General features: G+C 74.1%; 21 protein-coding genes. 17 read left to right on the forward strand and 4 right to left on the reverse strand.

Annotated features, from left to right (window positions below):
- Positions 1–264 precede the first annotated feature (264 nt).
- From AB0442_RS23925 to AB0442_RS23965, 9 genes are all read left to right on the forward strand, one after another.
- Complete coding sequence (locus AB0442_RS23925; protein WP_366165207.1) at positions 265–1,668, forward strand: sensor histidine kinase; 1,404 nt, start codon at positions 265–267, stop codon at positions 1,666–1,668.
- Positions 1,620–2,300, forward strand: coding sequence for a response regulator transcription factor (locus AB0442_RS23930; RefSeq protein WP_363550191.1), 681 nt, complete (start codon positions 1,620–1,622; stop codon positions 2,298–2,300). The genes AB0442_RS23925 and AB0442_RS23930 overlap by 49 nt, the downstream gene beginning before the upstream one ends.
- Before the next feature lie 134 nt (positions 2,301–2,434).
- The gene (locus AB0442_RS23935) at positions 2,435–3,988 is read left to right on the forward strand and encodes a DUF2637 domain-containing protein (RefSeq protein WP_366165209.1); all 1,554 of its coding nucleotides are present in this window, start codon (positions 2,435–2,437) and stop codon (positions 3,986–3,988) included.
- A gap of 192 nt (positions 3,989–4,180) precedes the next feature.
- The gene (locus AB0442_RS23940) at positions 4,181–5,470 is read left to right on the forward strand and encodes an aldolase/citrate lyase family protein (protein WP_366165210.1); all 1,290 of its coding nucleotides are present in this window, start codon (positions 4,181–4,183) and stop codon (positions 5,468–5,470) included.
- Positions 5,471–5,653: 183 nt separating this feature from the next.
- A complete protein-coding gene (locus AB0442_RS23945) occupies positions 5,654–6,304 on the forward strand; it encodes a YigZ family protein (protein WP_366165212.1) in 651 nt (216 codons plus the stop codon).
- 162 nt (positions 6,305–6,466) lie between these two features.
- The gene (locus AB0442_RS23950; RefSeq protein ID WP_366165213.1) at positions 6,467–8,335 is read left to right on the forward strand and encodes a hypothetical protein; all 1,869 of its coding nucleotides are present in this window, start codon (positions 6,467–6,469) and stop codon (positions 8,333–8,335) included.
- A 333-nt stretch (positions 8,336–8,668) separates the two neighbouring features.
- The gene (locus tag AB0442_RS23955) at positions 8,669–10,378 is read left to right on the forward strand and encodes a restriction endonuclease (RefSeq protein WP_366165215.1); all 1,710 of its coding nucleotides are present in this window, start codon (positions 8,669–8,671) and stop codon (positions 10,376–10,378) included.
- Between the two features lie 79 nt (positions 10,379–10,457).
- Complete coding sequence (locus tag AB0442_RS23960) at positions 10,458–10,889, forward strand: DUF6278 family protein (RefSeq protein ID WP_366165216.1); 432 nt, start codon at positions 10,458–10,460, stop codon at positions 10,887–10,889.
- A gap of 181 nt (positions 10,890–11,070) precedes the next feature.
- Positions 11,071–11,790, forward strand: a complete 720-nt coding sequence (locus AB0442_RS23965) for a ZIP family metal transporter (RefSeq protein ID WP_263108094.1) — start codon at positions 11,071–11,073, stop codon at positions 11,788–11,790.
- A 63-nt stretch (positions 11,791–11,853) separates the two neighbouring features.
- Here AB0442_RS23965 and AB0442_RS23970 read toward each other — a convergent pair whose 3' ends face one another.
- Positions 11,854–12,792: a LysR family transcriptional regulator gene (locus AB0442_RS23970; RefSeq protein ID WP_366165218.1), complete on the reverse strand. Its 939-nt coding sequence runs from the start codon at positions 12,790–12,792 to the stop codon at positions 11,854–11,856.
- A gap of 175 nt (positions 12,793–12,967) precedes the next feature.
- Here AB0442_RS23970 and AB0442_RS23975 point away from each other — a divergent pair, with 175 nt between their 5' ends.
- Entirely contained in the window at positions 12,968–13,897 is a 930-nt protein-coding gene (locus AB0442_RS23975; protein ID WP_366165262.1) for an EamA family transporter, read from the forward strand.
- On the opposite strand, the gene AB0442_RS23980 is transcribed toward AB0442_RS23975, so the two are convergent.
- Positions 13,800–14,294 carry a MarR family transcriptional regulator gene (locus tag AB0442_RS23980; RefSeq protein WP_363547527.1) on the reverse strand — a complete coding sequence of 165 codons (495 nt, stop codon included), beginning with the start codon at positions 14,292–14,294 and terminating at the stop codon, positions 13,800–13,802. The two genes, AB0442_RS23975 and AB0442_RS23980, sit on opposite strands and share 98 nt — an antisense overlap.
- Before the next feature lie 212 nt (positions 14,295–14,506).
- Between AB0442_RS23980 and AB0442_RS23985 the strand changes: the two genes are divergently transcribed.
- The gene (locus tag AB0442_RS23985) at positions 14,507–14,848 is read left to right on the forward strand and encodes a DUF2218 domain-containing protein (protein WP_366165221.1); all 342 of its coding nucleotides are present in this window, start codon (positions 14,507–14,509) and stop codon (positions 14,846–14,848) included.
- Between the two features lie 28 nt (positions 14,849–14,876).
- Here the strand turns inward: AB0442_RS23985 and AB0442_RS23990 are convergent, their stop codons facing one another.
- Entirely contained in the window at positions 14,877–15,539 is a 663-nt protein-coding gene (locus tag AB0442_RS23990; RefSeq protein WP_366165264.1) for a phosphatase PAP2 family protein, read from the reverse strand.
- 439 nt (positions 15,540–15,978) lie between these two features.
- Complete coding sequence (gene gabT / locus AB0442_RS23995; RefSeq protein ID WP_359979552.1) at positions 15,979–17,319, reverse strand: 4-aminobutyrate--2-oxoglutarate transaminase; 1,341 nt, start codon at positions 17,317–17,319, stop codon at positions 15,979–15,981.
- 228 nt (positions 17,320–17,547) lie between these two features.
- On the opposite strand from gabT, the gene AB0442_RS24000 reads away from it, so the two are divergent.
- From AB0442_RS24000 to AB0442_RS24025, 6 genes are all read left to right on the forward strand, one after another.
- Positions 17,548–19,635 carry an ATP-binding protein gene (locus tag AB0442_RS24000; protein ID WP_366165222.1) on the forward strand — a complete coding sequence of 696 codons (2,088 nt, stop codon included), beginning with the start codon at positions 17,548–17,550 and terminating at the stop codon, positions 19,633–19,635.
- A gap of 206 nt (positions 19,636–19,841) precedes the next feature.
- Entirely contained in the window at positions 19,842–21,407 is a 1,566-nt protein-coding gene (locus AB0442_RS24005; RefSeq protein WP_363547518.1) for a PucR family transcriptional regulator, read from the forward strand.
- A 162-nt stretch (positions 21,408–21,569) separates the two neighbouring features.
- Positions 21,570–23,012, forward strand: coding sequence for an aldehyde dehydrogenase family protein (locus AB0442_RS24010; protein WP_363547515.1), 1,443 nt, complete (start codon positions 21,570–21,572; stop codon positions 23,010–23,012).
- Positions 23,013–23,169: 157 nt separating this feature from the next.
- The gene (locus AB0442_RS24015) at positions 23,170–23,577 is read left to right on the forward strand and encodes a hypothetical protein (RefSeq protein WP_366165224.1); all 408 of its coding nucleotides are present in this window, start codon (positions 23,170–23,172) and stop codon (positions 23,575–23,577) included.
- A 68-nt stretch (positions 23,578–23,645) separates the two neighbouring features.
- On the forward strand, positions 23,646–24,875 hold the full coding sequence (dxr, locus tag AB0442_RS24020; RefSeq protein WP_366165225.1) for a 1-deoxy-D-xylulose-5-phosphate reductoisomerase: 1,230 nt from the start codon (positions 23,646–23,648) through the stop codon (positions 24,873–24,875).
- A gap of 50 nt (positions 24,876–24,925) precedes the next feature.
- Positions 24,926–26,230: a site-2 protease family protein gene (locus AB0442_RS24025; RefSeq protein WP_366165226.1), complete on the forward strand. Its 1,305-nt coding sequence runs from the start codon at positions 24,926–24,928 to the stop codon at positions 26,228–26,230.
- Positions 26,231–26,372 lie beyond the last annotated feature (142 nt).

Genomic DNA, 26,372 nt, shown 5'->3' on the forward strand with positions numbered 1-26,372 from the left:
ACCCGGAAGCTAAGCCTCGGAGCGCCGATGGTACTGCAGGGGGGACCCTGTGGGAGAGTAGGACGCCGCCGAACAATCATTGAAAGAGAAGCCCCGCCCGGGGACCCCGGGCGGGGCTTCTCGCATTTCCGGGTTCGGCACGGCCGGCCAGGGGGTGGTGCTAGGTCCACCCCAAAGACGGGTGTCACAGCCAATGTGCTGCGATGGCCACAGCCAGGAAACTGATGCCGTGGCCAGTCGGACGTCGAGGTCGGGAGCAGCACCGTGGCAGTCACAACTTCCCTCGAAGGGATGAAGGTGGTCGGGCGGGGAGCGTCGGGGCGGCTCCGGGCGAGCGTCCGGGCGGTGGGCCGGTCCGCGATCGCCGCCGGCGGCGCGAGCCTGAGCGTCCTGTTGCCGTTCATGGTCGTGGTCGTCACCGGCGGTGTGACGGCCCGGATCTTCGAGACCTTCGAGTTCTTCCCGTTCTGCGTGTTCGTGACGGTGATGACCACCGGTCTGCTGGCGGTCTACCAGTGCTCCCGCCACAGCGCGGGCTGGACGAGGGCGCAGGTCCGGCGCTGGTGCGGGACCACCGTCCGGGCGGAGTACTCGCCCATGCCACCGCTGGAGCGTGACGAGCGCGGCCACTGGTGGACGGGTTTCTCCTATCACCGCCGGCACGGTGTGGCCCGGGTGGCCCGTTTCGTGCACTGGAGCGTGCGGGACGCCACGACCAGGCGGGACGCGATCTGGTGGCTCCTCAACCCCTGGTCCGCGACGTTCTTCCTGGTGCCGCCGGTGCTGATACTCGGCGGTGGGGCGGTCTTCGCACTCGTCTCCGCCGTCGACAGTGGGCTGGGCAGCAGCCACCCGCTGAAGTCCGTCATGTCACTCCTGCTCGGCCTGCTGGTGTCGGTGGTGGGCCTCCTGGTCACGCCGTACGCACTGCGTGCCCATCTCGACGTCGCCGCACGGGTGCTGGAGCCGGGGCGGTGGGCCAGCAACACCCAGCTGAAGCGCCGGGTCGAGGAGCTGACGCTGACCCGTGCCGATGCCCTGGGCAACCAGGCGGCGGAGCTGCGACGGATCGAGCGGGACCTGCACGACGGCGCCCAGGCGAGGCTGGTGGCGATCGGCATGACGCTCGGCACGATCGAGCACCTGATGGAGACCGACCAGGCCGCGGCCCGCGAGTTGCTCTCCGAGGCCAGGCAGTCCTCCGCCAAGGCGCTCCAGGAGCTGCGCGACCTCGTGCGGGGCATACACCCGCCGGTCCTGGCCGAGCGCGGGCTGGGTGATGCGGTGCGGTCGCTGGCCCTGGACAGCCCGCTGCCCACCGAGGTCACCGTCTGCCTGCCGAAGCGGCCCGAGCCGCCGGTGGAGGCCGCCGTCTACTTCTGCATCAGCGAACTGCTCGCCAACGCCGCCAAGCACTCGGGGGCACGACGGGTCTGGGTGGACATCCTCCACCGGGCCGGCCTGCTCCGGGTCACGGTCACCGACGACGGCTGCGGGGGCGCTCAGCCCGGCCGGGGGAGTGGGCTGCGCGGCATCGAGCGGAGGTTGGGTACCTTCGATGGCACGCTCTCGCTGAGCAGCCCGCCCGGCGGGCCGACGACCATCACCATGGAGTTGCCGTGCGCGTTGTCCTCGCCGAGGATCTCTACCTCCTCCGACAAGGGCTGATCAAGCTCCTGGAGGTGCACGGCTTCACCATCGCGGCGGCGGTCGAGACCGGTCCCGAGCTCTTGGAGGCACTGCTCAACGAGAAGCCCGACGTCGCCGTGGTGGACGTCCGGCTTCCGCCCACGCTGACCGACGAGGGGCTGCAGGCGGCGCTCGCGGCCCGGCGGCAGGTCCCCGGCCTGCCGGTCCTCGTCCTGTCGCAGCACGTCCAACAGCTCTACGCGCGGGAGCTGTTGGCCGACGGCTCCGGCGGCGTGGGGTACCTGCTGAAGGACCGGGTGTTCAACGCCGAGCAGTTCGTCGACGCCGTCCGCCGGGTGGCGGCCGGCGGTACGGCGATGGACCCGGACGTGATCGCCAAACTGATGGAGAGCCGGGCCGGTTCGGGCCCGCTCCAGCGGCTGACACCCCGGGAGCGGGAGGTGCTGGAGTTGATGGCGGAGGGTTGTTCCAATTCCGCCATCGCCGCCCGACTCACCGTCAGTGACGGTGCGGTGGCGAAACACATTGCCAATATCTTCACGAAGTTGGAGCTGGCACCGGCCGAGGATGCCAACCGCCGTGTCCTGGCGGTGTTGGCGCACCTCAACGGCACCCCACAGCGGACACCGGCGTCCGGGCGGGAGGCGTGATGAAACGCGTGTACGAGTAGTATCCGGTGGGCCGAGACGGTCCACAGCACGGAGACCCCGTGTCCGGCCGAGGGTGGATTCGGCAGTAACGGTCGCTTACGGCAGCAGCCGGTCCCCAGGGGTTGATCTACTACATGGCACGCCCGTCCCTCACTCGCGCTCATCGGGCACTACTCGGCGTGGTCGCCGCCGGTGCCTGCCTGATTTCCGGCATCGGTTTCGCCGGCTCGTACAACGCGGTGCGCGAACTCGCGATGGAGAAGGGCTTCGGTGCCTTCTCCTACGCCTTCCCGATCGGCGTCGACGCCGGCATCGTCGTGCTGCTCGCGCTGGACCTGGTCCTGACCTGGCTGCGCATACCCTTCCCGCTGCTGCGGCAGACGGCCTGGCTGCTCACCGCCGCGACGATCGCGTTCAACGCGGCGGCCTCCTGGGGCGACGCCCTCGGCATGGCGATGCACGCGGTCATCCCGGTGCTGTTCGTCGTGGTCGTCGAGGCTTCCCGGCACGCGGTGGGCAGGATCGCGGCGATCACCGCCGACCGCCACATGGAGTCGGTGCGCCTGATGCGCTGGGTCCTCTCGCCGGTGCCGACCTTCCGCCTCTGGCGCCGCATGAAGCTGTGGGAGCTCCGTTCCTACGACGAGACGGTCCGGCTGGAGCAGAACCGGCTGGTGTACCGCGCGCAGCTGAGGTTCCGGTACGGCCGCGGCTGGCGCCGGTCCGCTCCCTTCCAGGCGCTCCTGCCGCTCAAGCTGGCGAAGTACGGCGTGCCGCTCGACCCGGGCATCCTCGACCGGATCGACGGTCCGCTGGAGGTGACGAAGGGCGAGGCCTCGCCCGCCGGTCCGGCTGCGGTGTCGGCCGCCGTGGCGGTGCCGACGCTGGCCAAGCTGGCCGCGGTCCGGCTGCGGGACGCGCAGGAGCCGGAGCACGACGGCACGCCGGTCTCCGAGCCGGAGGCCGCCCAGGCCAACGTCTGGATGGCCCGGGCGGTCCGCAGCTACTCGCAGCCGTCCGACGACGCCGAGGCGCCGGGCGCCCGGATGTCCCCGTGGTTCAAGCCGCCGCGGGCGGCGGAGCCGCGGCCCGTCGGAGCCCAGGCCGGCCCGATGGGCGACCTGCCGCCGTCCGGCCCGCAGGTCCTCGGCGGTCCGGCCCAGGGCGAGCGTCCGGGCCGTCCGGTGCCGGGTGCCGTGGGCCGTCCCCAGGCCGGGCCGCAGCAGGGCACGGCCCGTCCCGTCCCCGGGCAGGTGTCTCCCGGTCGGCTCGGTCGTCCGATCCGCCTGGAGCAGACCGTCCACGCCGAGTCCGAGCAGTTCCAACAGGACGTGCGCCGCTTCGCGCGGGACGGGGCCGCGGCGGAGCCGCTGCCCTTCGACCAGGCCGAGGCCGACCGTGCCGAGCTGGCGGGGCTGGACTTCGATGCCGAGGGTGTCGAGTCCGCCGGAGGGCCGGGCGGCCGCCGCTCCGGTGCCGACCCGCTCGACCCGGACGTCTGCTTCGACGCGCTGATCTCGTACATCGACACCTACGAGCAGCAGCCCGACCCGCAGAGCCTCGCCGAGTTCCTGACCTCCGAGTACGGGGTCACCGGCTCGCGCCCGGACGGTTCGGTGAACCCCGCGGACGTGAACCGCATCTGGGCCCAGCTGCAGAACCGCTACGTCAGCTCCGGCCGCGAGTAGCCGCCACCGGCTGCGGGCACACGCCGGGTCACCGGCGCAACCGTGCATCACCACAACCCCACGCACCCCCCGGAGGACTCCGACCGGGGGGTGTGCCATTGACGCCCCGGCGCGGCGAACACTACCGTCGCCTCAACAATTTGTTGAAGCGCTGGTGCGGGTGTGCGGCCGGCGCGTCGTGGAGGAGTTCTGATGGCGCAGGTCGAGCTGGACGGCACCGTTCCCGCAGGTGGAGCCTCGTTCTCCGACGCGGCCCGGACGGCCGTGGCCGCCCTGCTGGCTCCGATCGACGCCGAGCTGGCCCGCCGCTACCCGGGGGACTCCGGCAGCCGGCAGCCCGTCCACACCGTGTACGTCCCGGCCGACGCCTTCGGCGCCGACACGGTGGACGACTGGGGACGCCGGGCGCTGGAGGCGTTCGACGCGCACGCCGCGACGCCGGAGCAGCTCGCGCAGGCGCTCGGTGTCCCCGCGGACGCCCTGCTCGCCGACGTGCACGCCCGCGTCCGGGCCAAGCTGGAGCGGGAGCCCGTCGAGGACCTGCGGATCGACTTCGAGGACGGCTACGGCCCCCGGCCGGACGCCGAGGAGGACGCGGCCGCGGTACGGGCCGCCCGTCTGGTGTCCGAGGCGGTGGCCGGCGGGACGGCCCCGCCGTACATCGGCATCCGGATCAAGTGCATGGAGGCGGCCGTCCGCGACCGCGGCATCCGCACCCTGGAGCTGTTCCTCGCCACGCTGCTCGCCGGGGGCGGTCTGCCCGACGGGCTGGTGCTGACCCTGCCGAAGGTGACCTACGCCGAGCAGGTCACGGCGCTGGTCCGGCTGCTGGAGGACTTCGAGCGGCGGGCGGGGCTGCCCGCCGGCCGGATCGGGTTCGAGATCCAGATCGAGACCACGCAGGCGATCCTCGGCGCGGACGGCCGCGCCACGGTGGCCCGCATGATCGACGCCGCCGAGGGCCGGGCGACCGGCCTGCACTACGGCACCTTCGACTACAGCGCCGCCTGCGGGGTCAGCGCGGCGTACCAGAGCATGGACCACCCGGTGGCCGACCACGCCAAGGCGGTGATGCAGGTCGCCGCGGCCGGCACCGGCGTGCGGCTGTCCGACGGCTCCACCAACGTCGTCCCGACCGGCTCCACCGAGCAGGTCCACGCGGCCTGGCGGCTGCACCACGGCCTCGTCCGCCGTTCGCTGGCCCGCGCCTACTACCAGGGCTGGGACATGCACCCGGCGCACCTGCCGACCCGCTACGTCGCGGTCTACGCCTTCTACCGCGAGGGCCTGGAGGCCGCCGCGGCCCGGCTCGCCGCCTACGTGGCCAAGGCCGGCGGCGACGTGATGGACGAGCCGGCGACCGCCCGCGCGCTCAGCGGCTACCTGCTCCGCGGCCTGGACTGCGGGGCCGTCGACCCGGCGGAGGTCGCCCGGCTCACCGGCCTCGACCGCGCCGCGCTGGACGCACTCGCCGGGCGCTGACCGGCGGCGTCCGGCAGCCCGGGCGGGGAGGCGGCGATCCTGCGGCGGGTCCGGCACCGAACCGGCGCAGGACCCGGAGCGTTAGGCTGGCGGGACACCCGTGCGGGACGACCGGTGCGCCGCCGCGGCAGCGCCGTCGCCTGCCGCCCGCCGCCACCCACCTGCCCGGAGACCCGTCCCGCCATGTCGGAGCCCAGCCCGAAGCCGTACCTGACCGTCCGGGGCGCCGGCAGCCACGAGATCGAGATCAAGAAGTCCCGCTTCATCTGCCACCTCGCCCGGGTCGCCGACGAGGACGAGGCGCAGGCCTTCATCGCCGCGATCCGCAAGCGGTACTGGGACGCCCGGCACAACTGCACCGCCTTCGTGGTCGGCGAGGACCAGCGGCGCGAGCGCTCCAACGACGACGGAGAGCCGAGCGGAACGGCCGGTGTGCCGATGCTGGAGGTCCTCCGGCGGCGCGGTCTGACCGACACGGCGGCGGTGGTGACCCGCTACTTCGGCGGGATCAAGCTCGGTGCGGGCGGACTGGTGCGGGCGTACGGCAGCGCGGTCTCCGAGGCCGTCGACGCGATCGGCCTGCTGGAGCGCCGTCCGGTGGCCCTGTTCACCGTTCGGGCCGACCACACCAGGGCCGGACGGCTGGAGAACGACCTGCGTGCGGCGGGGTACGAGGTGCGTGACCTGACCTACGAGGCCGCCGGGGCGCGGATCGAAGTGGGGGTGCCGGAGGCCGGGGTGACGGGCTTTCACGCCTGGCTCGCCGAGGCCACCGGCGGCTCCTCCAGCGCGGCGCCGGCGGGGTGGAGCCACCGCGAACTGCCGATTGAGTGACACTCGAACGAATTAACCATGCCCGGAGTCGGAACTTCCGCTCCGGGCGTCTCCGTTTCCAGCACAAGGACGTCGCGCCGGCACCCGCCGGCCGATGCCGGACATCCAGCCCATCGATGGAGGACCGCAGACCCGACCCCTGCACCACGGGAGGTACCGAGCATGACGTCAGACCACGCCCCGACCTCCGGCCGCCCAGCCGAACCACCGGGCCTGCCCAGGCAGGCCGACCAGTCCGGACGCGCCATTCCCTACCGGACGACCCTCACCACCGCGCTGCCCTTCGACGACGTCCTCGCCCTGGTGGACGAGGCACTCGCCGTCTGGCTCAAGCAGGAGGGCCACGACGAGCCCCCGCCGGCCGACCGGTCCCCGAGGACGGAACGGCTCAGACTCGGCGAGCGCGTGCTCCTGGACCGCGACACCGGGCCACTGCCGGTGTCCGCCGAGACGCCGACTGCATCCACACCTGCCACTGCTTCCGACACCACCACCCCCGACCGCGACACCGTCCCCGGCCCTGACCACGGCCCCGGCCAGGGCCTTGCTTCCGGTGGCACCCCTCCGGTGGGCCCCACCGGCCGCTACGCCCGACGCCGGCTGCGCACCCCGGACGGCGCTCACCGCACCCACCTGCTGACCGTCACCATCGCCACAGCCGCTCCCACAGATGCTCCCGCAGTTGCTCCCACCGGCACTCCGACGACCGCCGGCGGCGAGGAGCCCCTCGTGCTCCGGCTGGAGGCGGAGCACCTCACCTCCGGTCCGCCGGTCCGCAGCCCCGGCCGGGTGCCGGTGCCCGAGGTCGCACGGATCCTGCTGCCCCTGCTCGACGCCCACGACGGCCCCGCACCGCTGACGGCCCAGCCGCGGGTCGTCACCCCCGCCGAGGTCGACGACCTGATCGACCAGCTCTGCGACCCGGAGCGGCGCCTGGCCGCCGTCGTCGCGAGCGTGCCCCCGTCCACCCCGCTGGAGGAGTGGCTGGCCGACCGGGTGCAGCCGGTGCTGCACCAGCTCACGGGCCTGGCCTCGCTGCACGTCCTCGACCACGCCGCCCTGCCGCTGTTCAACGTCGCCTTCGAGTTCCACAAGGTCTACGGGGGTGCGGTGCGCACGTACCTCCCCGAGGTCGACCCGGCCTCCCGCGCGGACGCCGGACGGCACCAGGTGCTCGCCACCCGCCGGATGTCGGAGGACACCCGCCGGGCGGCCGGGCTGCTGGCCCGCGAGCCCCGGCAGATCGCCGCCGAGATCCCCGTGCCGCCGGCCCTGGCCGCCGTCCCCCCGCTGATCGTGCCGCCGGAGCACCGGCAGCCCGTGCGCTCCGGGACGGCCTCCGAGGCGCCGCGGTCCCGGGCCGACGAGCGCCGCCGTCGCAGCGTTCCGCGCCCGGCCCGCTCCGGCAGCAGGCTCTGCGTGGCTCCGGTGGCACCCGTCGCGGTCCTGGCGGAGGCCGCACTGCCCTCGGCGGCCGCGCTGCGCGCTCCCGCCGAGGCGGCGTTCGCCCGCCTGGCCAGGGACACGGCCGCGGACAAGGAACTGGTGCCCGAGAGCTTCGGTGAGCTGGTCTGCCGGTTCGCCGAGTTTCCGCTGCTGCAGTTCACCGGGGACGAGAAGGAGACCGTCGCACTGGACGGGCAGCCCGACGGCTCCGGCTGGGCGCGCCTCGCCTGGGACGGGTTGACGGCCCTGCAGGAGTACGCGGCGGCTGCCGTCCGAGGTGAGGCCGGCGGTGACTTCAAGGCGTGGTGCGAGCACACCCCGCCCGGCTGCCACCACTTCCCGCCGCGCAAGGCCGTCCGCTGGGAGTCCCGCACGGTCGAGAGCCACGCCAAGTGGAAGCGCGAACGGATGCTGCCGGTGCCGCCCTGCGTGGACGCGTCCCGACGCGCCTTCATGGGAGCCCACCTGCGGATCGGCGGCGGCTCGACCGCCCCCCGACTGCACTACCTCGACGACTGCTCCGGCAGCGGCCGCATCTACGTCGGGTACATCGGACAGCACCTCACCAACACCCGCACCAACTGACACCCGCACCGACTGACCCACCGCCGGAGGGAGCCGAGGGCACAGCGCCGACACCGACCGAACCGAACCGAGACCTGACGGCGGCACCAGGGTGGCCGACGGGCACCCCCCAGGGGTGGCTCGGTCGGTGCACTGCGGTGGCCAACTCCCGTTGTTGGCTGACCATCGCATCCGAACGGTGGAGAATGCTCGCAGGGACCGCGGCCGAGCGGCCCCTGCGAGCGCGCGCGGGCTGGTCCGGGCCTCCGCGATCTCGCCGGACGACCAGTGATGCAGTGACGCAGTGGTTCAGTGACGTAGAGGCTCAGTGACGTAGTGGGGGATCGACCGCTGATGCAGCATTCACCCGACAGCCGCCCGGACGGTACCCCGTCGGCCGCCTCCTCGGCCCGGACACCATCGGCCCAGGCATCATCGGCCCGGGCGTCCGCCGCGGCCCGGACATTCCCGGAGGCGGCCGAGCCGCTGCAGGCCGGGTTCCTCGCCACGCTCTTCCGCGACCTCGGGGCGGAGGCTCCCGACGGCCCGTCGGAGGAGGACACCGTCGCCGTGCACGCCCGCGCGGCCGCCCTGACACACCATCGGACCCTCACTGTGCAGGCCGAGCACGAACACCTCGCGGACCTGCTCCGCCGCGCCGCGCTCCCCGTCTCCGCGATGGACTTCGAGAGCCAGCTGCGCAGCTACGAACCGCGGCCCTTCCCGGCCGACGCCGACCTCCCGCCGGTCGAGGCCGAGCCGCGCTGGGCCGACTACGCCCCGCCGCAGCCGCCGGCCGCCGCCCCCGACGAACCGGCCTCCCGCCGGCTGCTCGACTCCGGCTACCAGCGCGAACTCGCCCAGGCCCGGCTGCGCCACCAGCGCGACCTGCGCGAGTGGCGGGCCCGTCAGGCCGAGGGTGCCGCGGCCGAGTCCCGGGCCGCACGGGCCGCCCACGAGGAGACCGAGCAGGCGAAGGCCCGGGCGGTGCGCGAGTACAACGAGAGCCTGGAGGAGTGCCGACGGGCGTACCGGCTGTCCGAACCGGCCGCGGTGGAATCCCTGCTGGAGCGCGCCCTCGCCGCCGCCGAGGTCGCCACCCGCGACATCCCGTCCCCCTGTCGGGCCCTGTTCCGCCCGCTGACCCGGACGGCCGTCCTCGACCTCGACCTGCCGCCGCTCGACGTGGTGCCCTCGCTCTCCGGCTACCGGCTCGCCGAGGACGGCACGCCCGAAGCCGTGCCGCGGGCTCCGGCCGAGCGGTCCTCCGACTACCTCCGCCTGGCCGCCCGGCTGGCGCTGCGCGCGCTCCAGGCCGCCGACGCCGTGGACACCGAGGGGATCCTCGCCGGCGTGGTGCTGAACGGCTGGCTGCGCCGGCCCGGCGCCGACCCGGTCTGTCTGCTCAGCGTGGACGCCGACCGCGACGCACTCGCCCGCACCCGCCTGGTGGCCGACCCGGCCGACCCGGCAGGCCTGGCGGACCCGGCAGGCCCGGCAGGCGCCCGGAGCCCGGTCGTGGACGACGACGAGCCGGCCCCGGGTGTGTACGCCGACGCGGAGCACGACGAGGCGCTGTTGCGGCTGCGCGAGCTGTCCGCCGTGGTCACGCCCGACCCGTACGGGCCCGTGCCGGTGGTGCCGAACGGCACCGCCGGTGCGACGGTGCCCGCCCCGGCCGAGCTGTCGCCCAACGAGTTCGCCCAGCTGGTGCGCGAGTTGCTCACCCGGGGCGGGCTGGGCTCCTGGAGCGTGCGGCTGCGCGGGCCGATCGGGCTGGTCGCCACCGCCGAGGGCACCGCGGACAGCGCGCTGCCCGGCCGCTGGGTGGTCTGGGCGTCCCGGAACACCGATCCGGTGGCCGAGGACGAGGTGCGCACCCTCGCCGAGGCGGTCCGCGAGGAGGGCGCCGAGCGCGGGCTGCGCCTGACCACCGGCAGGTTCGGCGAGGCGGCGCTCGACCTCGCCGCGGAGGAGGGCTACCGGCGCATCCACCTGATCGACGGCGAGGGCGTACGGGAGCTGTCCCGCACGCACCTCGGCCTGCCCCTGGCAGCGGGCTGAGCGGACCGGGCCCGCCCCGCCGCGCCGGGCGCGGCCCCGGCCCGCTGCACCGACACGGCGGCCCTGTCAGTCTGGAGGGATGGGAATCGGGTTCCTGGACAGGTGGCGTGCCCGGCACGTCCACCACCCGGGCGGCATCCCGCCGCAGCCGGACGAGCCGACGATGGCCGACCTGCTCGCCGAGTGCGGGCTGCTGCGCGAGCTCGCCGACGACTCGGGCGTGCGGCTCGACGACGGAGTGACGTCGCTGACCCAGCTCGACCAACTGCTCCCGCGCTGGCGCGACGATCCGGAGGTCTCGGAGTGGCTGGGCAACGACGCCGGCCTGTATCTCGGCACGGTGCTGCACCGGCGCGTGCCCGGCACGGTCTGGCGGCTCGACGAACACGACCGCCCGCTGGTGGTGTTGCCCGGCGGGCGCGAACTCGACGTCACGGCGATCGGCCACAGCTGGGCGGTCGAGGGCTCGCCCCAACTCGCCGCGGCCTACCTCGCCGCCACCGACGGCTGAGACCGCCGACCGTGCCCGCCCCCGTAGCCGTGCGCCCGCCCAGGACGGTGCCCGCCCCGGATTCCGGGTGCATCCCCGGTTCCGTGTGCGCACCGGGGTCCCGCCGCCCGTCCTTCCCGGCGCCGCGAGCGGCGGAGGCCGACCGGTGACCGCCGTCCTCGTCGCCGCCGCGGCCTTCCTGATGACGCTGGTCGGCGGCTGGGTCGCCCAGCGGACGGGTGACCGCCGGCACCTGGTGCTCGGTTTCGCCGCCGGGCTGATGCTCGGTGTGGTCGCCTTCGACCTCCTGCCGGAGGCGGTCCGTGCCGCGCCGGACGAGATCCACGGTGTGCCGCAGGCCCTGCTGATGTTCGCGGCGGGCTTCCTGACGATCCACATCATCGAGCGCGCGGTGGCGATCCACCGCAGCCACGAGGGCGAGTACGCCGCCCACACGCACGGCCACGGGCACCACGACCACGCCCGGCAGGGCATCGGCCTGACCGCGGCCGGAGCCCTGGTCGGGCACAGCCTGATGGACGGCTTCGCGATCGGGGCCGCCTTCCAGGCGGGCACCACGGTGGGCACGGTGGTGGCCATAGCGGTGGTGGCGCACGACTTCGCGGACGGCTTCAACACGTACACGATCACCCGGATGTACGGGAACGACCGTAGGCGGGCGCTCACACTGCTGGCGGCGGACGCGGTGGCGCCGGTGACCGGGGCGGCGATCACGCTGCTCTTCACCATCCCGGTCGAGGTGCTCGGCCTCTACCTGGGCTTCTTCGCCGGCTTCCTGCTGTACCTCGCGACCTCGGACATCCTGCCCGAGGCGCACAGCCCGCACCCCTCCCGGACCACGCTGCTCTGCACGCTGCTCGGTGTGGGCTTCATGTGGCTGGTGATCGGCTTCGCCGACTGAGAACCGTCGCCGGGACCTCGTCGGACGAACCGCGGCGGACGGGCGGAGCCGGGGCGCGGCCGGCTAGCCGGGCTCGCCCGCTCCCGCCGCCGGGGAGGCCGCCTCGACCAGGGCCCACTGCTCGCGGATCGCCCGCAGGGCGGCCGTGATCGCCGGACGGCGGGAGGCCTGGCTGCGCCACAGCGCGTACACCCGGCGGGTGGGCTCGGGGGAGACCGTCCGGGCGACCACTCCGGCGGGCAGCGGCGCCCGGCCGAGCCGGGGCACCAGGCCGAGCCCGAGACCGGCCCGGATCAGCGCGATCTGGGTCTCGAACTCTCCGACCTGGTAGAGCACGTCGGGTTCCTCGCCGGCCTCGCGGAGCGTGCGCACCAGCCAGTCGTGGCAGATGTTGCCCGGCGGGACGCTGATCCACCGCTGCCCGAGCAGCCGCTCCACCGGGACGGTGGCGAGCGCGGCGAGCGGATGACCGGCCGGCAGCAGCAGGTCCACCGGGTCCAGACCCAGGTCCAGGCGGGAGACCCCGTCCTGCACGGGCAGCGGCACGGTCGGCCAGTCCTGGACGAGGGCGAGGTCGACCTCGCCTCGGGTGACCAGCTCGACGGCCGGGTACGGGTCGGTCTCCAGCAGCCGGACGTCGAGGTCGGGGCAGTGTTCCCGCAGGTCCGCGAGGGCACCGGGCATCACCCCGCGGGCGCCGGTCGCGAACGAGGCCACCAGCAGCCGGCCGACCGCCTGCCCGCGCCGCTCCTCCAGCGTCACCTCGGCCTGTTCGACCAGGGCGAGCAGTTGCCGGGCGGTGTCGGCCAGCCGTACGGCCGCGTCGGTGAGCACCACGCCGCGGCCCTGGCGTTCCAGCAGCACGGTGCGGGTCTCCCGCTCCAGCTTGGAGATCTGCTGCGAGACGGCGGAGGGCGTGAACCCGAGGGCGGCCGCCGCGCCGCCGACAGAGCCGTGCACCGCCACCGCGTGCAGCGCGCGCATCCTGCCGAGATCCAACATGACGGCCATGGTAAAGCGTTGCTGAACGGTTCGGTTCAGAATTCATCGCTGGTGCTGAACGGTGACCACCCGCCAGGCTCGACCCATGCCACCGACCACCGCTTCCGTCCCCGTTCCCCCCGTCGCCGCGGGCCGCTCCGCGTCCTCCGTCGGCGCGGGCCCCGCCGGTGCTGCGATGGCGCCGCGCGACATCGGCCTGGCGGTACTGGTCGCCGCCGTCTGGGGCCTCAACTTCGTGCTGATCCACGTCGGCCTGGAGAACTTCCCGCCGCTGCTCTTCTGCGCCCTGCGCTTCGCCGTCGTCGCCGTGCCCGCCGTCTTCTTCGTCGGGCCGCCGCGGGTCGCCTGGAAGTGGGTGGCGGCCGTCGGGTGCACGCTCGGCGTGGCCAAGTTCGGCCTGCTCTTCCTCGGCATGCACGCGGGGATGCCGGCCGGCCTGTCCTCGCTGGTGCTGCAGAGCCAGGCGGTGTTCACGGCGCTGTTCGCGACGGTGCTGCTGCGCGAGCGGCCCACCGGGCAGCGCACGGCCGGTCTCGCCGTCGCCTTCGGCGGCATCGCGCTCGCCGCCGTCGACCACGGCCTCGGCGGCCCGGTGGGTGCGTTCGTGCTGGTCATCGCGGCGGCCGTGTTCTGGGGGCTGTCCAACGTGCTGACCCGCAGGGCGGCCCCGGCGGACGCCCTGCGCTGGATGGTCTGGGTCAGCGCGGTGCCGCCGCTGCCGCTGCTCGCGCTGTCCCTGCTGGTGGAGGGTCCGGATGCCGACCTCAGGGCGCTCGCCGGGATCTCGGCGGCGGGCATCGGCGCCATCGCCTACGTCGGCCTGGTCTCCACCCTGTTCGGCTTCGTCGCCTGGAGCCACCTGCTGCGCCGGTACGACGCCTCCGCGGTGGCGCCCTACTCGCTGCTGGTGCCGGTGTTCGGGATGTCCTCGTCCTGGCTGCTGCTCGGCGAGCGGTTCAGCGCGCTCGCCGGGGCCGCGGCCGTCCTGGTGATCGCCGGGATCGGGCTCACCGCGGTGCCGGCCGACCGGGCGGCGTCGCTGATTCGTGCGCTGCTTCGGCAGCCCGCAGCGCCCGCAGCAGGACCTCCTGCTCCGCGCGGCTGACCGGCTCGAAGTAGTCCCGGGCGACCTCGTGGCGGACCTGACCGATCCGCTCCAGCGCGGCCCGGCCGGCATCGGTCAGCACCACCCGGACGGCCCGGCGGTCGGCCGGGTCCGGGGTGCGGGCGACCAGGTCGGCCTCTTCCAGGGCGTCCACCACCGCGGTCGCGGAGCGGGGGGCGATCCGCAGCCGTTCGGCCAGGTCGCTGAGCCGCATCGGGGCGCCCGGCCCCTCGTCGCAGCCGGGGGCGTGGGCCAGCGTGCGCAGCGCGCGGGCCTGGGCGGGGGTGATGCCGTAGGGCTCCAGCCGGTGCATGGTCTGCCGCCGGATCCGCTTCATCGCCCGGGTCAGCGCGTCGGCGAGCTCCGCTGCGGTGTCGGCGGTCGGCGGCGTGGTCATGGGGGCTCCCGGCTCGGAGTGCCCCGGCCCGGCCCGGGGCGGGCGGGGCCAGGGTATCGGTGAGGCAGTCCCGAAAATTTGTTGAGTCAACCTCACTATTCGACTTACCGTAGTTATGGACGGTCCGGAGCCTGCCCGGCGGGCCCCCGTCCGACGGGTGCCCGCATGCGCGGAGCGCCCCCGATTCCCGTACCCGGCACCCTGGAGATCCCGTGTCCCGATCCGAAGCCCGCGTCGCCACCGACCGCCCCGGCCGCTACGGCAAGCAGCTCGCCGCCCACCTCGGGCGCCGGGTGACCGCCGACTGGTCCGAGGAGACCGGCCGCGGCACCGTCACCTTCTCCTACGGCACCGCCGTCCTCACCGCGGAACCGGACGGCCTGCTGCTGGTCGTCGACGGCGAGCCCGACCGCCTCGCCGACCTCGAGGACGTGGTGGGCCGCCACCTCGTCCGGTTCGGCACCCGCGACGAACTGGTCGTCGAGTGGCACCGCGACAACGGCGAGCTCGGCCTCGTCCACCGCAACCAGGACGAACCCCCGGCCGACAGCTGAGCCGACCCGCGCCGGCCGCGCGGGCCGGTCAGCCGGACCCCCAGCGCGGCGGGCCGCCGCCGTCGGCCGGTACGCGGGGCAGCGTGCGCCGCACCAGCAGCGCCGCCGCCCACAGCAGCAGACCGGCCAGGCACCAGCTGGCGACCACGTCCAGCAGCCAGTGGTAGTCGCTCCACACCAGGCCGGCCCCCACGCCGAGGCAGAGCATCGCGGTGCAGGTGTGCAGCACGAGCCGGGCGTCGGCCGCGAGCGTTCCGCCGAGCAGCAGCGCCGCCGTCCCGTAGGCGATCGCCGAGGTCGCGGTGTGCCCGGACGGGTACCAGCCCCACTGGTCGGGCGCGAGCGGCAGCCCGTACGGCCCCGGGCGGGCGAACCAGGCCTTGGCGGGCACCACCAGCAGCGGGATCAGGGCCGCGGCCGCCGCGGCCAGCGGCAGCGGCAGCCACCAGCGGGCCGGCGCGGCGCGGCGCAGGCGCACCGCCGCCAGGGCCCCCGCGGCCAGCAGCACCGGTACGGCCGGTACCGCGCCGCCCAGGTCGGACAGGCCGGCGCCGAGGTGGTTGACCAGTGTGCTGTGCAGCGCGTGGCGCAGCTCGTGGACGGTGTGCCGCGCCCCGGTGTCCAGTCCGAGCAGCGGTCCGCCGACCGCGACCTGCCAGGAGATCAGCACCAGCAGCACCGCGAGCATCATGGGCACGACAAGCAACGAAAGCCGCCCCGGAGCAGGGGGGAGAGCTCCGGGGCGGCCGAGGTGATCGCCGCTCCGCACGGCCCGGGGGGTGTGGGCCCGGCGGTCGGTCGATCGGTCTGGATGCTCTGCCGCCCGCGCCGGGGCGGCGGAGGACGTCGCTAAGGGTCGCGGCTCGCTGTCCATCTGTCATGACAGTACGTCAAAGGCAGTGCCCGAGCAGAGATGCGCAAGTGGTTTCGCACAGCATCTTCACCAGCGGGAGTACAACCTCCACGCGGTGGTACCCGTCCCACCGCCGCTCGCGACGGCGCACGGCCCGCGGTCGGCCCGCAGGAGGCCCGTGGACGGCCCGCGGGGGCCGATGGAGGGAACGCGGAGCGGCCCGGTCCTGGTCGGACCGGGCCGCTCCTGCGGGGCGCTGTCCACCGCCCCGGGCTCGTCAGACGCCGGCGAAGGCGCCCTCGATGATGTCCAGGCCCTCGGTGAGCAGGTGCTCCGGCATCACCAGTGGCGGCAGGAAGCGCAGCACGTTGCCGTAGGTGCCGGCGGTCAGCACCACCAGGCCCTCGGCGTGACAGGCCTTCGCCACGGCGGCGGTGACCTCCGGGTTGGGCTCCTTGGTGCCCGGCTTCACCAGCTCGATCGCGATCATCGCGCCGCGGCCGCGGACCTCGCCGATCACGTCGAACTTCTCCTGCATGGTCCGCAGGCGGCCCAGCATGACCTCGCCGATGCGCTGCGCCTTGGCGTTGAGGTCCAGCTCCTTCATGGTCTCGATCGAGCCGAGCGCGGCGGCGCAGGCCACCGGGTTGCCGCCGTAGGTGCCGCCCAGGCCGCCCGCGTGCGCGGCGTCCATGATCTCGGCGCGGCCGGTGACGGCGGCCAGCGGCAGACCGCCGGCGATGCCCTTGGCGGTGGTGATCAGGTCCGGGACGACGCCCTCGTCCTCGCACGCGAACCACTGGCCGGTGCGGCAGAAGCCGGTCTGGATCTCGTCCGCGACGAACACGATGCCGTTGGCCTTCGCGTACTCCACGATCGCCGGCAGGAAGCCCTTGGCCGGCTCGATGAAGCCGCCCTCGCCCTGGATCGGCTCGATGATGATCGCCGCGACGTTCTCGGCGCCGATCTGCTTGTTGATCATGTCGATCGCCTGCGCGGCGGCCTCGGCGGCGCAGTTCTCCGCACCGGTCAGCCAGCGGTACGGGTAGGCCACCGGCACCCGGTAGATCTCCGGCGCGAACGGACCGAAGCCCTGCTTGTACGGCATGTTCTTCGCCGTCAGGCCCATGGTCAGGTTGGTGCGGCCGTGGTAGCCGTGGTCGAACACCACGACGGCGGTGCGCTTGGTGTACGCGCGGGCGATCTTCACCGCGTTCTCGACGGCCTCGGCGCCGGAGTTGAACAGCGCGGTGCGCTTCTCGTGGTCGCCCGGGGTCAGCTCGTTCAGCTGCTCGGCCACAGCCACGTAGCCCTCGTACGGGGTCACCATGAAACAGGTGTGCGTGAACGCCGCGAGCTGCTCGGACGCCTTCGCGACGACCGCCTCCGCGCTGTTGCCGACGTTGGTCACGGCGATGCCGGAACCGAAGTCGATCAGGCTGTTGCCGTCCACGTCCTCCAGCACGCCGCCGTTGGCACGGGCCACGTACACGGGCAGGGTGGTGCCGACACCCGCGGCCACCGCACCGAGCTTGCGGGCCTGCAGCTCCTGCGACTTCGGGCCGGGGATCGCGGTGACCAGGCGGCGCTCCTGCGGGAGCGGGGTTGCAGCGCTCATGGCGGGTTTCTCCATATCTCAGTGCTCGGTCCTCGAAGGCTACGACCGAGCCCGCGACCCGAGCATGCGCCACTCGGTAGCAGTGCGCCGCCCGAATTGTCCGGCGCGGCCAGCGCGCCCGGTTCAGCGAACACGCGCCCCTGCTCCACTACATTGAGCGCGGGCGTGTCGTCGGACCGGCGGCATGGGTATGGCATTGCCGGCGGTGGGACAGGGAGTGGGGCCGGGATGGGACTGGACGGCACTCGGGGGCAGCAGGCGCCGCAGGCGCAGCGGACATCGTCCGTCCCCCCGCAGCGGACCCTCCCCTTCGACCTCGCCGCCTGGGCGACCGAACCCCGCCCCGACACCCCGCCCGGCGTCTTCCGCCTCGGCCACCGCCCCCACGACGAGACCCGCGCGGAACAGGCCGCCGTCCCCGCCCGCCCCCTCCTCCTGCGCGCCGCCCTCAACTTTGTGGTTGCGTGGCTGGCATTCATCTACGGGCGAGGGCTCGCGCTGTCGGTCATCGCCTTCACGGTGAACTGGATGGAGATTGGCACGCCGGTCCTCGACGAGCACCAGAACGTCAAGCAGTACGTCGTGCCCTACGGCCAGCAGGACCTCGTGCTGCTCGCCGTCAATGTGCTGCTGCTCGTGGTCGTGATCCGCGTCTTCGGCCGCATGGGCCGCTGGAAGGAGGTCTACCACCGGTACGCCAAGCCGCTGCTGTCCAGGACGGTGACGCACGAGGAACCCCCGGCGGACGCCGAGACCCCCCTCACCACCGACCCCTGGGCCGGGATCCGGGGGGCTGCGCCGCAGGCGGCGCGGCGGTTGGACGGCGAGCCGGTCGGTGACGTCGACTACGCGCGGATCCGCCACGCCTGGGAGACCGTGCTGGCGGACCCGGAGCTGCTGCCGGCCTTCGCGGAGCAGGTCGAGGTCCGCGGTGCCGCCGCCTGCGCCCACCCCTCCGAGGCGCGGGACCTGCCGGGCCGCAGCGGCCGGCACGACCTGCTGACCCGTCAGGTCCGCCTCGGCACCGCGCAGAACGTGGTGAAGAACCCGCCCGCGCACCGCAGCGCCGGGTTCGCCCTGGACCCGCAGCTGATCGGCACCTCCCTGCTGGCGGTCGGCCCGGCCGGCACCGGGAAGACCGCCCGGCTGGCCCGGCCGGTCGCGGAGGCGCTCTGCCTGCAGGCGCTCGCCGGCACGGCCTGCGCGGTGGTGATCGGCGCCGCCGAGTCGGACCTCGGTCCGGACGCCTGGTACGACGTGGTGATCGCGCCGGGCGACCCGGCGTCCCCGTACGGCCTCGACCTGTACGGTGCCGCCGCGGACCCGGACGAGGCCGCGGCCCGGCTGGCCGACGCGCTGCTGCCGGACGAGCTGGCGGCGCGCGCCGAGACCGCGCGCACCGCGCTGCAGCAGGTGGTCGGCCCCTACCACGCGGCGTACGGCCGCTACCCGGGGGTGCGCGAGCTGCGGGCGCTGCTCGGCGGGGACCAGGACGCCTGGGCGGTGCTGCGCAAGGCGCTGCAGGCGGGCGGCCTGCTGGCGGTGCACGAGGCCGACCTGCTGCACCGCGAGAGCCGGCACGGCCGGGTCGACGACCCGGGCACGCTGCTGGCCGACCGGCTGGCGCTGCTGGACCGTCCGGTCTTCGCGCGCAGCTTCGCGGGCGGCCCGGACGCGCTGCCGCCGTTCGCGATGCGGGCGCTGGAGCACCCGCTGCGGGTCCGGGTGAAGCTGCCGGAGCGCAGCCACCCGGAGGTCGCCCGGATGCTGTCGCGGCTGGTGGTCGCCCAGTTCGTGCAGGCCGCGTCGGCGCGCACCGAGCGGTCGCTGTTCGCCGGCCTGGTGGTGGACGACGCCTCGGCGGCGGTGGACGCGCAGATCGTCCGCGGGCTGCAGCGGATGCGGGCGGCGAACGCGGGCGCGGTGCTGCTGCTGCGCACCCTGGTGGACCTGCCGGAGCCGCTGCGGGCGCCGCTGTTCGGCGCGGTCGGCTGCCGGATGGCCTTCCCGGGGATCGCCCCGTGGGACGGCCGGCTGTTCTCCGAGGCCTGGGGCACCCACCTGGTCACCGAGACCGCGGTGACGCACACGCCGGACACCTCCGGCGGGCTGGTCCGCAAGGCCGCCCGGGCGGGCCGCAAGGCGCTGTCCGGGACGACCGCGCAGACCGAGTCGGTGACCACCCGGGACGTCGAGCGGCACCGCTGGTCGCCGTCCGACCTGGCGCACGCGCTGCCGAGCGGGCACGCCGTGGTGTCGCTGACGACGGTGGACGGGGACCAGGTCCCGCCGCTGCTGGTGGACCTGCGCGACTGACGGCGGTCCGGCCCCGCACGGATCCGCAGGTGGCGCCGGCCGCGGCGCGGCTCCGCGGGTCACCGTGGCGGGCCACCGCGGCGCTGACTCCGCGGCGGAGGATTCCGTGCTGCCGCTTGTCCGGGGCGTACATAATGGAGTCAGCCCCCCAACCCCTCACCTGCGCGGTCGCAACGGCGCGACCGCGTCGTACCAGCGAAGGTGCCATGCCCCCCACACTCGCCTCCGTCGTCCGCAACACCGCGCTCCATCTGACCGTGCTGGCGGGGACGGACCACTTGGAGCGGCAGGTCCGCTGGGTGCACACCAGCGAGCTCGACGACCCGACGCCCTTCCTCGAGGGCGGCGAACTGCTGCTCACCACGGGCATCAAGCTGGGCAAGACCGCGTCGCGGCTGCAGGCGTACGTGCACCGGCTGGCCGACGCGGGGGTGGTCGGGCTGGGCCTGGGCGTCGGCCTGTCGCACACCGAGGTGCCGCAGGCCCTGGTGGAGGCGGCGGCGCAGCGCGGCCTGCCGCTGCTGCGGGTGCCGGAGGCGACGCCGTTCATCGCGATCAGCAAGGCCGTCTCGGCGGCGCTGGCGGCCGAGCAGTACGAGGCGGTGACCACCAGCTTCGAGGCGCAGGAGGAGCTGACCCGGGCCGCGCTCGGCAAGGACGGCACGACGGCGGTGGTCCGCCGGCTCGCGGCCAGGCTCGGCGGCTGGGCGGCGCTGTACGACGGGTCGGGCGCGCTGTCCGCGGTGGCGCCGGACTGGGCGGCCCGGCGGGCCGGCCGGCTGGCGGCGGAGGTGGACCGGCTGCGCCGCCGCCCGGCGCCGTCGAGCGCGGCGCTGCAGGGCCGCTCGCCGGGGATCGACACCGCGGACGAGGACTTCGTGGTCGTCCAGTCGCTCGGTGCGGACCGCCGCCCGCGCGGCTTCCTGGCGGTGGGCACCGAGGACCGGATCACGCCGACCGAGCGGTACGTGCTGAACGCGGCGGTGGCGCTGCTGACGCTGACCCTGGAGCGGTCGCGGGAGCTGCGGCAGGCCGAGGAGCGGATGGGCGCCGCCCTGCTGCACATGGTGCTCGCGGGCGAGGTGGCGACCGCGCGGCAGGTGTCGGCGGGCGTGTTCGGCGGTCTGCCGGAGGGCGAGGCGCGGGTGATGGTGGCCGGTGCGGGCACCGGCCCGGAGGCCGCGGAGGCGCTGAGCGAGCTCGGCGACCGGGCGGAGCAGGCCGGCGGCCGGGTCGGCGAGCGGCTGCTCGTCTCCCGCGAGGACGGCCCGCACGGGCCGCGGCTGCTGGTGCTGGCGCAGGACAACGGCGCCGCCCACCGGGCCTGCCTGGGGGCGGTCGAGGAGCACGAGGGCCTGGCGCTGGGCGTCTCCGCGCCGACCTCGCTGGAGGACGCCGGCACGGCGTACGCGCAGGCCGAGCGGGCGCTGGCGGTGGCGCTACGCGGCGGTCGCCGCTCGGTCGACCACGAGGAGGTCGGCGCCGGTTCGCTGCTGCCGCTGCTCGGCGAGGAGGCGGTGACGGCGTTCGCCGAGGGCCTGCTGCGGCCGCTGCGCGAGCACGACCGGACGGCCCGCGGCGACCTGGTGGCGAGCCTGCGCGCCTGGCTGTCCCGGCACGGGCAGTGGGACGCGGCCGCCGCCGACCTGGGCGTGCACCGGCACACCCTGCGCTACCGGATGCGCCGCGTCGAGGAGCTGCTGGGCCGGTCGCTGGACGACACCGACGTCCGGATGGAGCTGTGGCTCGCCCTGCGCGCCGGCGAGGAGTGATCGCCTCCGGGTGATGGGCGGGGCCGGGTCCCCGACGGTCCGCAACACGCCACTGTGTACTTCGGCCGGCGGGGTCCACTCCGCGGTGTCCAATCCGGTTGGTGTTCCGGCCGCCCTACCGTGGGCTGGTATCCACCAATCGAGGGAAGGGCCGGTACGACCGTGACCACCACCCATGAGTTCTGGCTGGCCGGCCGCCGGGCGAGCGGCGAGTCGGACTTCGAGGTCCGCCACTCGTTCGACGGCAGCCTGGTCGGCAAGGTCAGCGTTCCGACGGACGCCCAGGTCGAGGAGGCCGTCGCCGCCGCGGCCGCCGCCGTACCGGTCTTCGCCGCGACCCCCGCGCACGTCCGCGCGGCCGCCCTGGACCACGTGTCCAAGCGGCTGGCCGAGCGCACCGAGGAGATCGCCCGTCTGATCACCGCCGAGAACGGCAAGCCGATCAAGTGGGCGCGCGGCGAGGTCGGCCGTGCCGTCTCGGTGTTCCGCTGGGCCGCCGAGGAGGCCCGCCGCACCAACGGCGAGACCATGCGGCTGGACACCGACCCGGGCGGCGCGGGCCGCTTCGCGGTGGTGCGCCGCTTCCCCAAGGGCGTGGTGCTGGGCATCGCCCCGTTCAACTTCCCGCTGAACCTGGTGGCGCACAAGGTCGCCCCGGCGATCGCGGTCGGCGCCCCGATCATCCTCAAGCCCGCCCCGGCGACCCCGATCTCGGCGCTGGTGCTCGGCGAGATCCTCGCCGAGACCGACCTGCCGGCCGGCTCCTGGAGCGTCCTGCCGGTGCCGAACGAGAAGATGCCGGCCCTCGTGCAGGACGACCGGCTGCCGGTCATCTCCTTCACCGGCTCGGACCGGGTCGGCTACCAGATCATGGACTCGGTGCCGCGCAAGCACGTCACCCTGGAGCTCGGCGGCAACGCCGCCGCCGTGGTCCTCGCCGACTGGAACTCCGACGCCGACCTGGAGTGGGCGGCCACCCGGATCGCGATGTTCTCCAACTACCAGGGCGGCCAGTCCTGCATCTCGGTGCAGCGCGTGATCGCCGACGCCACCGTCTACGACGCGCTGGTGGAGAAGATCGTCGCCAAGGTTCAGGACCAGGTCACCGGCGATCCGACGGACGACGCCGTGGACGTCGGCCCGCTGGTCGACGAGAACGCCGCCAAGCGCGTCGAGTCCTGGGTGGACGACGCGGTCGCCAAGGGCGCCAAGGTGCTCACCGGTGGCGTCCGCGAGGGCGCCTCCTACGCCCCGACCGTGGTCGCGGACCTCTCCGGCGACGCGATCCTGGCCACCGCCGAGGTCTTCGGCCCGGTGCTGTCGCTGCACAAGGTGGACTCCACCGACGAGGCCTTCGCCGCCGTCAACGACTCCTCCTTCGGCCTGCAGGCCGGCGTGTTCACCCACGACGTGCAGGCCGCGTTCCGCGCCCACCGCGAGCTGCAGGTCGGCGGCGTGATCATCGGCGACGCGCCCTCCTACCGCGCCGACCAGATGCCCTACGGCGGCGTGAAGGACTCCGGCGTGGGCCGCGAGGGCGTCAAGTACGCGATGGAGGACTTCACCTACGAGCGCGTCCTGGTGCTCACCGGCCTGGACCTCTGACGGTCCGCACGGCTGCGGGCGACTGACGTCCGACCACCCCGACGCCCCGTCACCGGCTCCCGGTGACGGGGCGTTTCCGCGTCCGCGCCCCCTCCGGCCCTTGCCTTGACAACCCCCGGAGGGGCGTAGTCCGGAAGGAGAGGAAGGGAGGTCGACCATGCTCGGCGACCTCATCGGAGAGGAACAGGCACAGGTCACCGGCCAGCGGGTGGTCCGCAGCGACCACGGGCTGCCGCCCGTCGTGGAGACCTCGTTCACCGGCACCGGACAGCTGCTCGGCGTCACCGTCAACGACACGGGCAGCTACACCGGACGGCTGCGCCCCGACGGCACCCTGTACGGCGAGGGGCAGGGCGTCATCATGAGCCCCACCGGCGCGCACGCCTCCTGGCAGGGCGGCGGGGTCGGCCGCTTCACCGAGGGCGGCGGCACCAGCTGGCGCGGCACCATCGTCTACAGCAGCGACTCGCCCGAGTTCGCGGACCTGCGGGGCGTCGCGGGCGCCTTCGAGTGGGAGGTCGGCGCGGACGGCAAGGCGGTGGGGAAGATCTGGGCCTGGAAGTAGGCCCGGGAGCGGTCCGTACCGCACGACCCCGCGCCGGGCACCGCCCTCCGCACGACACAATGGGGGGCATGAACTCGCTCGCCCACCCCCAGCTCCGTTACACCCCGGCGGTCAAGGACCCGGACGGTCCGCGGGAGCTCGTGATCCTCGGCTCCACCGGCTCGATCGGCACCCAGGCCATCGACGTGGTGCTGCGCAACCCCGACCGCTTCCGCGTGGTGGCGCTGTCCGCCAACGGCGGCCGGATCGCGCTGCTCGCGGAGCAGGCGCTGCAGCTCGGCGTGCGGACGGTGGCGGTGGCCGACGAGAGCGCCGTCCCGGCACTGCGCGAGGCGCTCGCGGCCGGGGCCGCGGGCCGCCCGCTGCCGGAGATCCTCGCGGGCCCGGACGCCGCGACCGAGCTCGCGGCGACGGAGTGCCACTCGGTGCTCAACGGCATCACCGGCTCGATCGGCCTGCGGCCGACCCTGGCCGCGCTGGAGGCCGGCCGGGTGCTGGTGCTCGCCAACAAGGAGTCACTGATCGTCGGCGGCCCGCTGGTGAAGGCCGTGGCCGCGCCCGGCCAGATCGTGCCGGTCGACTCGGAGCACGCCGCGCTCTTCCAGGCGCTGGCGGCCGGCACCCGGGCCGAGGTCCGCAAGCTGGTGGTCACCGCGAGCGGCGGCCCGTTCCGCGGCCGCACCCGGGCCGAGCTGGCCGGGGTGACCCCGTCCGACGCGCTCGCCCACCCGACCTGGGCGATGGGCCCGGTGGTGACGATCAACTCGGCCACCCTGGTCAACAAGGGCCTGGAGGTCATCGAGGCGCACCTGCTCTACGACGTCCCGTTCGACCGGATCGAGGTCGTGGTGCACCCCCAGTCGGTCGTCCACTCGATGGTCGAATTCACCGACGGCTCCACCCTCGCCCAGGCCAGCCCGCCGGACATGCGGATGCCGATCGCGCTCGGCCTCGGCTGGCCCGAGCGCGTCCCGGACGCGGCCCCCGGCTGCGACTGGACGAAGGCCGCGACCTGGGAGTTCTTCCCGCTCGACGACGAGGCCTTCCCGGCCGTCTCGCTCGCCCGCGAGGTCGGTACGCTCGGCGGCACCGCCCCCGCGGTGTTCAACGCGGCGAACGAGGAGTGCGTGGACGCCTTCCTCGGAGGCCGGCTGCCCTTCACCGGAATCGTGGACACTGTGGCGAAGGTCGTCGCCGAGCACGGCACCCCCGCGCGGGGAACTTCGCTCACGGTCGCGGACGTCCTCCAGGCGGAGGACTGGGCCCGAGCCCGGGCCCGCGAGCTGGCGGCGGGCTGAGAGCACGACGGCGGCGAGCGGAGCGACGACGGCATGGCGGAGGGCGAGCGGTGAGCAATCTGATGTGGGTGCTCGGCATCCTGATCTTCCTGATCGGGCTGCTGTTCTCGATCGCGTGGCACGAGCTGGGGCACCTGTCCACCGCCAAGCTGTTCAAGATCCGCGTCCCGCAGTACATGGTCGGCTTCGGCCCGACCGTGTGGTCGCGCAAGAAGGGCGAGACCGAGTACGGCATCAAGGCGATCCCGCTCGGCGGCTACATCCGGATGATCGGGATGTTCCCGCCGGGCGCGGACGGCCGGATCACCAAGCGCAGCAGCTCGCCCTGGCGCACCATGATCGAGGACGCCCGGGAGGCCTCCTACGAGGAGCTGCAGCCCGGTGACGAGCACCGGCTCTTCTACACCCGCAAGCCCTGGCAGCGGGTCATCGTGATGTTCGCCGGCCCGTTCATGAACCTGATCCTCTCGGTGGCGCTCTTCCTGCTCCTGTTCATGGGCATGGGCGTGCAGACGGCGGTGCCCACCGTCTCCACCGTCAGCCAGTGCGTCGTCAAGGCCGGCCAGCCGACCGACACCTGCCCCACCGACGCGCCGAAGTCCCCGGCCAACCTGGCCGGGCTGCGGGCCGGCGACCGCTTCGTCTCCTTCGACGGCGACGAGATCCACAGCTACAAGCAGCTCCAGGCGGACATCCGCAAGTCGCCCGGCAAGCAGGTCCCGATCGTCGTCGAGCGCGGCGGCCAGCGGCTGACGCTGACCGCCGACATCACCAGCAACACGGTGAACCCGGTCGACAAGGACGGCCGCACCGTCAAGGGCGACCCGGTCACCGCGGGCTTCCTCGGCTTCACCCCGACGACCGGCGTCGTCCGGATGAGCCTCGGCGAGTCCACCGACGAGATGTACTCGATGGCCGAGCACGGCGTCTCCTCGCTGGTCGCGCTGCCCGGCAAGATCCCCGGCCTGTGGCACGCCGTCGTCGACGGCACCCCCCGCTCCACCGACTCCCCGATCGGCATGGTCGGCGCCGCCCGCCTCGGCGGTGACGTCTTCGCGATGGACATCCCGGCCACCCAGCAGCTCGCCTTCTTCGTCCAGCTGCTGGCCGGCATCAACCTGTCGCTGTTCCTGTTCAACATGCTGCCGCTGCTGCCGCTGGACGGCGGCCACATCGCCGGTGCGATCTGGGAGTCGGTCCGCCGCCGCCTGGCCGGGCTGCTCAAGCGCCCCGACCCCGGCCCCTTCGACGTGGCCAAGCTGATGCCCTTCGCGTACGTCGTCGCCACCGTCTTCATCTGCTTCACCGTGCTCGTCATGGCCGCCGACGTGGTCAACCCGGTCAAGCTGAACTGACCGCCGACGGCCCGCCCGGGCCCGGCGCACCGCCGGATGTGCTGGGGCCCGCGGGCGTGCCGTACCGTTGTGTGCCGGGTGCGACCTCATCGACGTGCCCGGCCCGGCCCGAGCAAATACGGCCGGCTCACCGACCTCACCC

Origin of the sequence: Kitasatospora sp. NPDC085895, assembly GCF_040702125.1 — a bacterium.
Classification (GTDB): Bacteria; Actinomycetota; Actinomycetes; order Streptomycetales; family Streptomycetaceae; genus Kitasatospora; species Kitasatospora arboriphila.

Coding starts and splice junctions, on each gene's coding strand:
- AB0442_RS23935 (WP_366165209.1), top strand. CDS start 2,435: ATGGCACGCCCGTCCCTCACTCGCGCTCATCGGGCACTACTCGGCGTG.
- AB0442_RS23950 (WP_366165213.1), top strand. CDS start 6,467: ATGACGTCAGACCACGCCCCGACCTCCGGCCGCCCAGCCGAACCACCG.
- AB0442_RS24000 (WP_366165222.1), top strand. CDS start 17,548: ATGGGACTGGACGGCACTCGGGGGCAGCAGGCGCCGCAGGCGCAGCGG.
- AB0442_RS23970 (WP_366165218.1), bottom strand. CDS start 12,792: ATGTTGGATCTCGGCAGGATGCGCGCGCTGCACGCGGTGGCGGTGCAC.
- AB0442_RS23945 (WP_366165212.1), top strand. CDS start 5,654: ATGTCGGAGCCCAGCCCGAAGCCGTACCTGACCGTCCGGGGCGCCGGC.
- AB0442_RS23955 (WP_366165215.1), top strand. CDS start 8,669: ATGCAGCATTCACCCGACAGCCGCCCGGACGGTACCCCGTCGGCCGCC.
- AB0442_RS24015 (WP_366165224.1), top strand. CDS start 23,170: ATGCTCGGCGACCTCATCGGAGAGGAACAGGCACAGGTCACCGGCCAG.
- AB0442_RS23960 (WP_366165216.1), top strand. CDS start 10,458: ATGGGAATCGGGTTCCTGGACAGGTGGCGTGCCCGGCACGTCCACCAC.
- AB0442_RS23940 (WP_366165210.1), top strand. CDS start 4,181: ATGGCGCAGGTCGAGCTGGACGGCACCGTTCCCGCAGGTGGAGCCTCG.
- gabT (WP_359979552.1), bottom strand. CDS start 17,319: ATGAGCGCTGCAACCCCGCTCCCGCAGGAGCGCCGCCTGGTCACCGCG.
- AB0442_RS23990 (WP_366165264.1), bottom strand. CDS start 15,539: ATGATGCTCGCGGTGCTGCTGGTGCTGATCTCCTGGCAGGTCGCGGTC.
- AB0442_RS23965 (WP_263108094.1), top strand. CDS start 11,071: ATGACGCTGGTCGGCGGCTGGGTCGCCCAGCGGACGGGTGACCGCCGG.
- dxr (WP_366165225.1), top strand. CDS start 23,646: ATGAACTCGCTCGCCCACCCCCAGCTCCGTTACACCCCGGCGGTCAAG.
- AB0442_RS23980 (WP_363547527.1), bottom strand. CDS start 14,294: ATGACCACGCCGCCGACCGCCGACACCGCAGCGGAGCTCGCCGACGCG.
- AB0442_RS23975 (WP_366165262.1), top strand. CDS start 12,968: ATGGCGCCGCGCGACATCGGCCTGGCGGTACTGGTCGCCGCCGTCTGG.
- AB0442_RS24005 (WP_363547518.1), top strand. CDS start 19,842: ATGCCCCCCACACTCGCCTCCGTCGTCCGCAACACCGCGCTCCATCTG.